Origin of the sequence: Bacillus sp. AFS059628 (assembly GCF_002571225.1) — a bacterium.
Lineage (GTDB): Bacteria > Bacillota > Bacilli > Bacillales > Bacillaceae_G > Bacillus_A.
The window spans coordinates 31,406-43,510 of sequence record NZ_NVEC01000100.1; the positions used below are offsets into that span (position 1 = coordinate 31,406).

A 12,105-nucleotide genomic window follows, 5' to 3' on the forward strand; every position below is an offset into this window, starting at 1 on the left:
AAATATTATGTTAACTTAAAGGGGCTGGAATAATATGATTCGATTACTTACGAAAGAGGATGCGAAGCAATATTGGAAGTTACGTTTACAAGCATTACAAGTAAATCCAGAGGCATTTGTAACAACTTATGAGGAGGCGATTCGTCAAGAAAATCCGATTAAGCGAGTGGAAAATAATTTAACAGCTACTACTAGCTGTACATTTGGTGCTTTTAATGAGGATTATCAATTAGTTGGAGTGGTTACTTTACTAACAGAAGAGAAAGAGGCGTATAAACATAAAGGTCATATCGTTGCGATGTATGTAGATGCAAGCAATCGAAGAAGTGGCCTTGCACGTGAGTTAATACGTAAGGCAATTGAAAAAGCAAGAGAAATGAACTTGGAACAATTGACATTAGGGGTTGTGTCCACAAATGAGCCAGCAAAAAAGTTGTATGAATCAATGGGCTTTCAAACGTATGGAATTGAAAAAAGAGCTTTAAAAATGAATGGTGTATATAGTGATGATGAATATATGGTGTTGTTCTTTTAAGAGAGGGAGTTTAGTATGAAAGATCTCCATTTAGAAAAAAATATGAACCCGCAAGTGGCAATTTTGTATGCGATGGTTACAGATACATATAAACGATTGCAAAAGTTGGTAGAAGGTATTGATGAGAAGGAATTGTCTTTTAAAGGATCAGAAAATAATGAAAATAGCATCGGACAACTACTTCAACATTTAGCAGTTGTTGATTTACATTGGGTGTATCGCTTAAAAGGAGAAACAGTTCCACTTGTACTTGAAAATAAATACGGACCAATGTTAAATGAAGTAGGAGAACTACCAAGTTTAAGAAAACAGACGTTGCAACAAGTAATGCAAGATTATGAAGCGGTGCATCATATGTTGTATGCGGAATGCATGAAACTAACGGAATATGATTTAACACGAGAAATTTCTTACGAAAAGGGAGAAAATGCGACTATAAGATGGGGGATATGGCATATAGCAGATCATAATCGGTACCATCAAGCTCATATTAGTCAGTTAAGAAAATTATATAGAGCTAGCTTATGTCCAAATTAAAGATTGTGAATTTTAATTATATTCATTTTGTTGTATAGTATGTAAGAAGTAACTAAATAAGGGGTTTTATAATGAAAGCTATTGCAGTAGGGATATTGGCATCATTTTTCTTTGCCTTTACCTTCGTTTTAAACCGGGCGATGGACTTAGAAGGTGGAAGCTGGATTTGGAGTGCATCATTGCGGTACTACTTTATGGTTCCGATGCTTTTACTTATTGTCGTGTATAGAGGTAACTTAAAGCAACTCTTTCAATATATGAAAAATAATCCGAAAGAATGGTTAGTGTGGAGTATCGTTGGATTTGGTCTCTTCTATGCACCACTTAGTTTTGCCGGGGCTTTTGGACCTGGTTGGCTCGTTGCATCAACATGGCAAATTACGATCGTCGCAGGAATTTTGTTAACACCATTTTTTGCAGTAGATCCGTTACATAAAAAACTTCCAATGAAGGAATTAGTTATGTCAGGCATTATTTTATGTGGTGTTGTACTCATGCAAGTAGAACATGCTTCTTCATTAGGAATTCGTGAAACCGTTTTATGTGTAGTTCCTGTACTTATTGCAGCGTTTGCGTACCCTCTTGGAAATCGAAAAATGATGCAAGTTTGTAAAGGGGAATTAGATGTATTCCAGCGAGTTCTCGGTATGACATTAGCTAGTTTACCATTTTGGTTTTTACTATCTGGTTATGAAGTATCAACAGGTGGGCTACCGTCAAGTAGTCAAGTTTTCCAATGCTTTATTGTAGCAGTTAGTTCTGGTTTAATCGCGACAGTACTATTCTTCTTTGCGACAGATCTTGTAAAAGATGATCCACAAAAACTAGCAACAGTAGAAGCAACACAGTCCGGTGAAGTTTTGTTTGCGCTAGTAGGAGAGCTCATCTTGCTATCCGCGCCAATTCCGTCATCTTTATCTTGGATTGGTATGACCCTTGTTATTGTCGGAATGATACTACACAGTTATGTAGCGGTCGTTGTGAAAAAAGAAGAAAAAATAACGGCGTAATGAGATTAGCTCTTTTTATAAAGAGCTAATCTTTTTTCATAGAAAGGGATGGAAGTATGGATTTACAGCGTGTTGAACAAATTGAAAATGATTTAATTTTACATGTACTACAGTATGCAGTTGGGCCAAGTGAAACTAGCTTAGAGAAAGCAGTTTTATTTTATGAAAGGATTAAAGGCACTTTGCATAGATTTGAAGAAAAGGCTTGCATAGGTATTGAAATAATTGGAACAAATAAAGCGAGAATATGCCACATAGCAGTCGTCCCGCAATATCGTCATAAAGGAATTGCGTTGCAAATGATAAAGGAAGTAGTAAGAATGCATCAATTGACGTATCTCGAGGCTGAGACAGACGATGAGGCAGTAGAATTTTATAAAAAAATTGGTTTTCAAGTTAAAAGTTTAGGAGAAAAATATCCAGGAATTGAAAGGTTTCATTGTTACATGGAAAAATAGTATAAAAATATGCAAATGTGCATTTAAGGTATAGTTTGAAAAAAGTAAGATTTACATTATATAATAAAGGTATCTGGAAAAATATAGATAAAAGAAATTAGGTGTATAACACATGAGAATGGATAAAAGTAAATTTATAAAAATTGCTACTTCAATAGGGGTATCATCTTTTTTATTAACTGGATGTGGCGATTATGAAGAAGATACTGCTCAACAAGAAAGTAATGCTGTTAAAACAGATGGTGGAAAACAAGGAAATGAACAAGAAAGTTTAAATTGTGATGATAAAGCTCCTACTAATGAAAATGTAGAAAATGATGAGTTATGCAAGGAAATGAATCCGTCTTTTTCATCGTATCATGAAAATTCACATTTACCGATACTTCCATTCGTAGCAGGATATTTATTAGCAAGCAGAACTTCAAATATAAATTATACAGCAAAACCAAATATAATGAAGAAACCGTATGCAAATAATATTATTCCATATCGTGAAAAAGACCAAGGTAGAACTGGTGGCAGCGGTGGAGGAGGATACTACGGCGGAACTAACAGTAACAACAATAATTCTTCTAATAAAGTGGATTTAAATAAACAACAGCCAAATTCCTCAAATAAAGTGACGCCAGATACAAATACGCCGAAATCATCTACGACTCAAACGCCGAAAGTGAATTCTGGTTCCAGTGGAATTGGGAATGCAAAAGCGCCAGCCGGATCATAATACGAAAGGATAATAGGATCATGTATACAGAACAAGATCAGAAAGAATATATGAAAGTATGGTTTTCACTTGCGGAAGAGGCTGGTCGGAATGGATTTACGTGGCCGAGTCTATTAGAAAAAGAAGAGTGGAATCAATATATGGCAACAGGTATGTATCGTATGCCGGTAAAGACTTATACTGCTATTTCAAAAGCGACAGAAGAAATTATGTATGTGTTATATAGAACGTATCAATATATTGTCAATACGACAGAAGATTTTCAAACACTAGGATTTCCAGCTGAAACGTGGGAAATTGCGAGAATGAAACATACTGGTTTGTTTTCATATTTTACGAGGTTTGATTTTATCGTAAATGATGAAGATATAAAATTAATAGAAGTAAATTGTGATACACCAACAGGTTATTTAGATCCATCTGTCGCAAATGAAGTGTTGTGCCGTTATCATGAAGTGAACCATCCGAACCATATAGAAGAGCATATTGTGCAGGCGTGGGAACAAATTAAACATGATTATAATATAAGTCCTATCGAGACGATATATTTTACTAGTTATGATTGGCATGATGAAGACCATCAAACAGTTCAATTTTTAAGAAGCTATTGTTTAGACCAATCAACGGATTATATAGGTATACAAGATATTGTCGTTGCAGATGATGGCATATATACGCCAAATGGTGAACGAATCCATTATTTATATAGACTATATCCAATTGAATATTTAGTTTCAGATACCGATAAAAATGGGAAAAGAATTGGACTCCAGTTTTTAGATTATATAGCGCAAGGAAGAGTGAAAATCATAAATCCGCCAGCTGCTTTTCTTATGCAAAATAAAAGTGTACTCGCATTCATTTGGCAACTTTACGAAGAGGGAGTCTTCTTTGAGGAAGAAGAGCGAGGAATTATACAGAAATACTTCCTACCAACTTATTTTACAAATAAACCGTTTATAGAAAAAAATGAATCATATGTTTCTAAACCTTTATACGGTATATGGCAACTTAACTTTCTGTCTAAAAATAATATGATATATATCTTAAACTGTTACTATGTAGAAATACATGGCTTTTTTATTTTATGCAGATTTAAATGTATGGTAGAAGTAAATTAGTATTTTAAAAGAGCTCAACAAGTCATGGATTTATCTAAAATGCATTAAGGAACTGTTGAGTAGCAATAAAGTTATTCAACTAAAGGGCTAAATTATTGAGTAACAACATTAAACTAAACTGGATAGATATGTTAATATGTAATTATGAATTCTAGTACTTAAAATATATGGGGGATAAATGAAGATTAATTGTATTATAAAAGCATAAGGGAAAATGAAAAGAACACTTATATAGAGATTATTGAAGAATTCATTACGTATAGAGAAAATGAGGGGAATATTCGTATTGTATTAATAATGGTAACTAATATAGTGAAGATTATTAATAAAGAATACAGTTGAATATGAAATCGAAAATGCTATTAGAGAAATATTAATATAGAAAGAAGAGAATTGTGTATGGAAAATAATGCATTGATTGTGGGGAATGGATTTAGTATAAATTTTGATTACTCCTTTGCTAATATATATGCGTCGCTTAATGAAGGTAAAAATACTTTACTTAAGTCAGGTGAATTTAGTATCTCTTTAGGGGCGAAGCCGAACACTAGGCACGTATAAAAAACAAATTATCAAAGTGTATTAAAGTTTGTACGTAATATGAATCAATCTAAATTAGAAAATATATTTAATGATGCATTAAAGTTTGCGGAATTTATTGTAAATACACCTGTGATTTTAGAGCAATTATTAGAAAGTAAATATATACATAAGTTAAAAACTGCTCCCAATATGGTTGAGATTACTGAGAGTATTGCGAAGGTAGGAAAAGAAAAAGGGATACAATATATAAATATTGAGAACTGGCCTGTTTTAGTTTGGATATACAATTTAATCGATAGAACGCCAGAATTCATAGAATTTAATAAATTCCCTAACCTTTTTATAAGTTTAATGAAGTTAGGAGAAACATTAAAATTATGTGATCCAAATACACCAGGTTCTGTGATGCTAAGAACTCGGACTAATGGTTTTTCAATTTTTTATAGACTATTAATGATATCCATTGTTTTTAATGAGGGGAAAGCAGTCAACATAAAAAAACTTTCTAAGATTAATGATATTAAGCAAGAAAAACTAAATATATGGCTTGATGAATTTAAAGTATTATTTAGTTTAAATTATGATAAAATTTTAGAAATGTTTTCCCATAGAGAAGTTATACATTTGCATGGTGAATTCGCAGAAAGTAAAAAAGGAGATGTTTTTTATTATTCCTATGCTTTATTAGACAATGGAAAAAATATTACACAAACGATATATTATTAGGAGATTATGCAACAACTAAAGTGCTGGATGGATATATACATCAGTTAGTAATGAATAAACAAGCTTTTGCGCAGCAGATGCAGGATCCATTAAAAGTTTTAGAAACTAATTTGCAAGCAGAATCTATTAATCATGTTGTATTTTTTGGTGTTCATCCTGAAAATGATTACCATATATTGAGTAGTATATATTATTATTTCTATTCGAATCAGATTTCTTCACCTGAAGTTACATATTGTTATTATGGTGATGAAGCAAAATTAACTTTTGAGGTTAATTGGCAGAATATAATTGATAATGTTTATCCTAAAACAGTAGAGTATGCAAAAAATATTACAATTAATTATCTGGATTCAAAGAGTATCTTAAAAACATATTTTTAAGATGCTCTTTGAACTAAGCCATTATCTGTGCGTGATTTACTAATACTCCTAAGAAACATCGAAAAAGAGATGAGAAAAACCAACGGTTATTTTAGCCATTCGGAGATTCTAATTTAATCTATTTAAATGGAGATGATAGATTGTTTTATAGAGTATTAAATATGTATAGTATTATGACTTGTTAATTAAAGTCCCGTATATTTAAGTATTATGTTATTCCGCACCCTTTATGTACAACTGTAGCGATATATAGTCTATTAATTATAATTATGGTATGGTTCAATGGTAAGAGATGGTATATGGATAAAAAATAAAATATAGCTTTGTGATTTGAACCATAACTTTGCCGTTTGGGCAAGGTTATGGTTCTTTTTGTCTGTGGCGAACCTATGGTTCCAAAATAAAACAGGTTGTGAATTTGGAATAAAGGTAAGATGTTTTTAAGAAAGACGAGAAGTTTTGAATAAAGTTGTGACGTTTATAAAAAAGATGCGATGCTTTAGCATTTCTATCAAAATTATAAAATGAAATGCATTTTTCGTTTCTTCATTAAGTTAATAAGCAAAATTAATGCAATATCGTGATAAAATATAGAAAGATAAGGAGTTATGAAAAAGGGGGATTTTTGGCTGGTTCATAACCTGAAAAATAACAGATTCAAACTACGAGAAATGAAAGAAGATTGGATAGATATACATATATACGCATCTCAGCCTATTGTGTGCCAACATCAACCATGGGGCCCGAATTCAGAGGAGGAAACCCCAAAATTTGTAGAACAGGTTCGTCTAGATGCAAAAAAAGAAACAAGAAATCGTTTTACTTTTGCCGTAGTTGAAAGGGAAAAAGAACGAATGATCGGTGCAGGTGAGATAAATATTCGAGATTTTAAAAATAGAGAAGGTGAAATAGGATATATCATAAATCCAAATTACTGGCGAATGGGATTTGCTACAGAGGTATCAAAAATGTTAAGTAGCACACAGATCATTATAAACAAGGAAGAGCCCGATATGGCTCTCAGACTCTGCCCTCAATAGCAAAGAGTTTGAATTAACTCATTTACTGTTATATAAGGTTGATTGATTGGTCCCCAATTCCATGCTGCTGCATATTTGGCATCTTTCCAAAGTTTTTCAGCTAATCGTACATAACCATTTAAAGGATCTAATACATGTTGCCAAGGGCGAATTGCACCTGGATTTCTAATACTTAAATGATTGGTGTGGATATAAGCTCGAATAATATCCGGAAACAGACGATTTTCTGCCCAATCTCCGCCACCAATGACATTACCAGCTCTTACGGAAGCCAGTTTTGGAATAGAAATACTGTTTGAATTAAAGAAGGACTTATGATAAGAGGTTGCGACTAGTTCTGCACAAGCTTTACTGGCGCTGTATGGGTCATGTCCTCCAAGACGATCCTTTTCATGAAAGGATCGATTTCTAGTGCCATTATTTTCATAGCATTTATCACTTGTAACGTTAATAATGACACGTACACTTTCCGTGTGCTTTGCTGCTTCTAATACGTGAACAGTACCTAAAACATTTGTTTTAAATGTCTCAATAGGATCTTTATATGAAGTTGTAACTAACGGCTGAGCGGGTAAATGGAAAATAATTTCTGGTTGATAATGCGTGATCGTTTTTAATAAGGTAGGATACTCTGTAATATCTCCGGTTATAGAATGACATTCTTTTGCTGCGTTAGACTGTTCAAAAAGGTATGGAGTTGATGGAGGACGAGAAGAGTATCCAATTACTTCTGCACCTAAAGAAGTTAAAAAAAGTGTAAGCCAAGTTCCTTTAAATCCTGTATGCCCGGTAATAAATACCTTTTTTTATGCCAAAAAGATGTAGTAACCATATTATATTACCAAACCTTCCATGGAGCATGATCGCTTTCCCATAATTCCACTAATTTTTTCTTGTCACGTAGTGTGTCCATAGGATGCCAAAAGCCTGTATGTTGATATGCATTAAGCTCTTGTTTGTTGACTAGCTGAACTAAAGTATCAGTTTCAAAAACAGATGTATCACCGCTAATATAATTGAAAATTTCATGGTTTAGAACAAAGAATCCACCATTCACCCAACCGCCATCGCCTAAAGGCTTTTCTTTAAATGCTAAAACGGTTTGCTCATTTAATACAAGAGAACCAAATCTACCGGGAGGTTGAACGGCGGTTACAGTAGCCATTTTTCCGTGTTGTTTATGAAATTTGATGAGTTCTTGTAGATTTACATTGCTTACTCCATCGCCATAAGTAAGCAAAAAAGGTTCGTCCCCAACGTACTTTTGTATCCTTTTAATACGGCCACCAGTTTCTGTATTTTGTCCTGTATCAATAAGTGTGACTTTCCAAGGTTCTATATGATATGAATGGCTAGTTATTGTGTTGTCACTTAATTTGATTGTGAAATCTGACGTGTGTAAGTTGTAATTAAGAAAAAATTCTTTAATTGCATAACCTTTATAACCTAAACAAATTATAAATTCCGTAATACCATAGTGACTGAAGAGGCTCATAATATGCCAAAGAATGGGTTTTGTGCCAATTTTAATCATAGGTTTTGGTTTTAAATGTGTTTCTTCCCCAATTCTAGTACCATATCCACCAGCAAGAATAACAGCTTTCATCTTTTCCTCCTAAAACGTCCAAAATTATAGTATCTTTTACTGTATTCATCTATTTTACAAATGGTGTTGTTTTTGTTAAGGATGTATGCCCGGTTATGAGAAATGGGAGGGATTAAAGAACAAACAATAGGGACGCAGCTAGTGCGGGAATCGTAACAGGGGTTGCGTGGTCTACAAAAGGAATGATTGTTGGGGTTGTTGGACAATATATGCATATTATTGATATACCAGTGCTTGAAATTACACCTGTGTTTCAAGGAAAAGGTTTTGCATCTAAATGTGAATTAACAGCGTGGATTCTCTTGCTCATTATATGGAAGTGTGGTTAAGTTACATTTCAAGAACAGATGTTATTTTTTAGCCAATAATCATATTGTTAATGTAGTATTCGAGAAAGGGTCACCTTCCCTAATTTTTATAGTGAATGCAGTGCAAGGGGAGTGAAAAATAGGGTCGGTCCAGTTGTTCTAGTAGCTCTCATTGAACCAGTGGGACCAGTAGGGAATTGAAAAGGTTGAGCAGGTGGGAGTGTAGGCCCAATCGAACCTGTATTTAGTGCAGCAGAAGGTAGAAACTCGTCCATTATATTTCACCTCTGAAAAATTCGTATTATCAATTGTAAATGTAGGATTAGAGCAAAGTGAAATGGGCAAGCGATTGTATTTTATAAATTTAACTAAATAGTTACTATATGACGTAAAAAATAAAAGAACCCGCTAATCATAACGGATTCTATGTATAAGAAATTCAAGGAATACAAGGAAACTGGTCCAGGGCAACCTGTGTATTCCTTTGAATGATAATAATATATTCAAAAGAATTAAAAAGATGGAAGGGAAATTAAATAAAATCCTTATTTAGTAAAAAGGAATCGTATACAAAAAATGTACAAGATTATAAAGCAACTATGTCTGGTCAGTTTATTTTATGTTTATTGTATGTAAAAGATGACACATCTAAATAAATTAAAAGAGCACTTTTAAAAGTGCTCTTAAGACCAAGACTCTTATTGTAAAAGAGTACATGATAATATATGTGACTTTTTCTAAGAAAGTGAATCATTTGACCAGAATTTTTATTTGAAAACTAAAGAGCGCTTTCCAAGGCGTTTCTTAAGTAAAACTAAAATTGAAAAAGAATACCATATGGTAGTATATGCATGTGCAGTTTTACAACAAAATCTTTATTTGGGGTACCGTCACATGCCCATCAAGCTAACAACGTAAATTACTAGATACGAAATACGGTTCTGTTGCAAAGATTGTATTTATTTGAAAGAGGTATATAGATTCCTAATGGAATCTATTCTTATCCAGCCATTCCGAGTAGTTGATGAATAAACTTCATTTCATTTTGGACAGATTTGTCCCGTAAAATAAGTTGGCCTTTTTTTAATGATATGCATCGATTCTATTCCTGAAAGAATAGATTTAGCTGTACGAAAAGATTTCAATTCTAACATTGAACGAACTCTCTTTTTAATAACACGATGATCTTGCTCTACAATGTTATTAAGGTATTTTACCTGCCTTATTTGGATGCCTACAGGCATCTTTTTCTCTTTATGCAACTCTTCAATCGCTATAGGATAGGCCGGGTTTTTGTCTACTGTAATACACGGGGCTTTGAAACATGAAAAGACTGCAAAGTTTTCTTGAAAAAACGCTTTGCGTCCCTATGACCTCTTGTTTTGCTTAAATGAAAATCAATTGTATTTCCTTTTGAATCAACAGCACGATATAGGTACATCCATTGACCTTTGACTTTCACATACGTCTCATCGACTTGCCAAGAATCATTGGTTGACTTAAGATGACGTCGTACACGCTTATCTAATTCGGGACCATATTGATGACTCCATCGCATGAGAGTTGTATGAGCAAGGAGTAGCCCGCGTTCTTCCATCATTTCGATTAAATCACGAAAACTAAGGTTGTACCGTAGGTACCATCTCACGGTTAATAAAATAATATCCGGTTGATAATGTTTCCACTTGAATAGATTATGCTTTTCTATACCAATTACATCCTTTTTTAGAGTACTAGTATCATTATTTCCAAGTTTAGGAGGTTACTTACAAGCTTTTTGAAGTGTTTGCACCAGAACCGTATTAATAGTTAGGAAAACATAAATCTGGAAATAAAACTTGATATTCCGGGATTAACCGAAGATCGGTAGTTGAGGTTGTAAAGTGTATATATTTTTTTTCTAATTCATCTAGTGTTGCCAGGTGATGAGTACCTAAGTCATGTTGGATGCTATGTTTAGAAAGAGTAGGACCAATTTGTAATTTTCGTTTTTTCATAGCCTTGTTCCATGGACTGTAAAAGAATTTTAAAACGAAAGCAGGATACATGTAAACGGTAAATGGATGAGGTGACCAATGCCGCCCTGCCCAATAGTTACCATGTGAATAATTGTGGAGTAATCTACCGCCGTAGTAAGGGGCAGGTGGATTAGGGTGGAGTATTATCCCATGATAACGCTGTTTGACAAGGGGAATTCCGTATCTCGGATTAGTATAACCGTGAGTCGGATCATCGACCATGAGAATCGTCCTAATGGCATACATGTTTTGTTCTAAAGCAGTAAGAGATGAAAAAAATGCTTCCTTATCAAAACAGCAAAGAAATTCAGTGGTATTCAACACCATTTTCCACCCCCTAATTTCTTTTTCGATTTCCATAACTTCTTGATCAACTAATAAGGCATCAAACTCTAATACTTTTGAATTGCGGATTTCCCAATGAGGTGCAAATAATCTGCATATTTCAACCGAACGATCAGTAGACCCACGATTAATAAGAATCCCGTGATCAAATAGTTTTGTGTGGTGCATTAACCACCACGGAAGTAGATACTCTTCGTTATAAAAATGAGAAATCAAAGTTGTATTAATAAAAAGCCCTCCCTTCAAATGTTTGTAAAATATATCCTTATCTAGTATGATATGCTACTTGTTTTAAAAAGTTTTCTTTGAAAACTATAATGGATATTGAGATATAAAAAAAGACCGTACTGTTTGAGTAAAAGAACAGTACGGTCTTTTTTTTATGGGGTAATAAAAACTTTGTTCAAAGGGATATTTTTGTTAGTTTAATTTTGGGATGGTTAATTCTATAGCATTTACACAGCTTTCACAGATTACAATATTTGGGTGTTAAAGGAGTTGTTATTTCGAGGTTGAACTGTTGAATTGGTTCATATTCTCCTTGGCTCATTTCCAAATGGAATCTTAGCGATCACACTATTTGTTGCACCATCAATCATAGATACAGTATGATTATTAGTATTTGCTACATAAATACGATTGACGGCTGTTAATCACAGACCAGTAGGACCGGTAGGACCAGTAGGACCAGTATCTCCAGTAGGAACAGTATCTCCAGTAGGACCGGTATCTCCAGCAGGACCAGTATCTC

General features: G+C 33.7%; 11 protein-coding genes and 6 pseudogenes. 11 read left to right on the top strand and 6 right to left on the bottom strand.

Going from position 1 to position 12,105, the window contains the following annotated elements; all coding sequences use genetic code 11:
- Window positions 1–34: 34 nt before the first annotated feature.
- The 9 genes and pseudogenes from COL05_RS27750 (at window position 35) to COL05_RS27795 (ending at window position 7,077) form a co-directional block, all read left to right on the top strand.
- Entirely contained in the window at window positions 35–535 is a 501-nt protein-coding gene (locus COL05_RS27750; RefSeq protein ID WP_098670926.1) for a GNAT family N-acetyltransferase, read from the top strand.
- Window positions 536–550: 15 nt separating this feature from the next.
- A complete protein-coding gene (locus COL05_RS27755; protein WP_098670927.1) occupies window positions 551–1,072 on the top strand; it encodes a DinB family protein in 522 nt (173 codons plus the stop codon).
- 71 nt (window positions 1,073–1,143) lie between these two features.
- Window positions 1,144–2,082, top strand: a complete 939-nt coding sequence (locus tag COL05_RS27760; RefSeq protein WP_098670928.1) for a DMT family transporter — start codon at window positions 1,144–1,146, stop codon at window positions 2,080–2,082.
- A 56-nt stretch (window positions 2,083–2,138) separates the two neighbouring features.
- Window positions 2,139–2,540, top strand: a complete 402-nt coding sequence (locus tag COL05_RS27765) for a GNAT family N-acetyltransferase (RefSeq protein ID WP_098670929.1) — start codon at window positions 2,139–2,141, stop codon at window positions 2,538–2,540.
- A 112-nt stretch (window positions 2,541–2,652) separates the two neighbouring features.
- Window positions 2,653–3,264, top strand: a complete 612-nt coding sequence (locus COL05_RS27775) for a hypothetical protein (protein ID WP_098670930.1) — start codon at window positions 2,653–2,655, stop codon at window positions 3,262–3,264.
- 20 nt (window positions 3,265–3,284) lie between these two features.
- Window positions 3,285–4,265, top strand: a pseudogene (locus COL05_RS27780) (glutathionylspermidine synthase family protein); the annotation flags it as partial.
- A 720-nt stretch (window positions 4,266–4,985) separates the two neighbouring features.
- Window positions 4,986–5,654 carry a hypothetical protein gene (locus COL05_RS27785; protein ID WP_098670931.1) on the top strand — a complete coding sequence of 223 codons (669 nt, stop codon included), beginning with the start codon at window positions 4,986–4,988 and terminating at the stop codon, window positions 5,652–5,654.
- A gap of 50 nt (window positions 5,655–5,704) precedes the next feature.
- On the top strand, window positions 5,705–6,037 hold the full coding sequence (locus COL05_RS27790) for a hypothetical protein (RefSeq protein ID WP_142337693.1): 333 nt from the start codon (window positions 5,705–5,707) through the stop codon (window positions 6,035–6,037).
- A 608-nt stretch (window positions 6,038–6,645) separates the two neighbouring features.
- The gene (locus COL05_RS27795) at window positions 6,646–7,077 is read left to right on the top strand and encodes a GNAT family N-acetyltransferase (RefSeq protein ID WP_257152605.1); all 432 of its coding nucleotides are present in this window, start codon (window positions 6,646–6,648) and stop codon (window positions 7,075–7,077) included.
- 2 nt (window positions 7,078–7,079) lie between these two features.
- Here COL05_RS27795 and rfbG read toward each other — a convergent pair.
- Both rfbG and rfbF read right to left on the bottom strand, forming a co-directional pair.
- Window positions 7,080–7,909: pseudogene (gene rfbG, locus COL05_RS27800) on the bottom strand (CDP-glucose 4,6-dehydratase); the annotation flags it as partial.
- A 6-nt stretch (window positions 7,910–7,915) separates the two neighbouring features.
- Entirely contained in the window at window positions 7,916–8,683 is a 768-nt protein-coding gene (gene rfbF, locus COL05_RS27805) for a glucose-1-phosphate cytidylyltransferase (protein WP_098670933.1), read from the bottom strand.
- Window positions 8,684–8,814: 131 nt separating this feature from the next.
- Between rfbF and COL05_RS27810 the strand changes: the two are divergent.
- A pseudogene (locus tag COL05_RS27810) lies at window positions 8,815–8,976 on the top strand (DUF2953 domain-containing protein); the annotation flags it as partial.
- A gap of 158 nt (window positions 8,977–9,134) precedes the next feature.
- Here the strand turns inward: COL05_RS27810 and COL05_RS27815 are convergent.
- From COL05_RS27815 to COL05_RS32060, 4 genes and pseudogenes are all read right to left on the bottom strand, one after another.
- Window positions 9,135–9,266 (bottom strand): annotated as a pseudogene (locus COL05_RS27815) (exosporium leader peptide-containing protein); the annotation flags it as partial.
- Window positions 9,267–9,991: 725 nt separating this feature from the next.
- Window positions 9,992–10,699 (bottom strand): annotated as a pseudogene (locus COL05_RS27820) (IS6 family transposase).
- A gap of 94 nt (window positions 10,700–10,793) precedes the next feature.
- Window positions 10,794–11,522: a glycosyltransferase family 2 protein gene (locus tag COL05_RS27825; RefSeq protein ID WP_373605332.1), complete on the bottom strand. Its 729-nt coding sequence runs from the start codon at window positions 11,520–11,522 to the stop codon at window positions 10,794–10,796.
- A gap of 362 nt (window positions 11,523–11,884) precedes the next feature.
- Complete coding sequence (locus tag COL05_RS32060; protein ID WP_257152607.1) at window positions 11,885–11,989, bottom strand: hypothetical protein; 105 nt, start codon at window positions 11,987–11,989, stop codon at window positions 11,885–11,887.
- A 25-nt stretch (window positions 11,990–12,014) separates the two neighbouring features.
- Between COL05_RS32060 and COL05_RS32400 the strand changes: the two are divergent.
- Window positions 12,015–12,105: pseudogene (locus COL05_RS32400) on the top strand (glutamine synthetase); the annotation flags it as partial.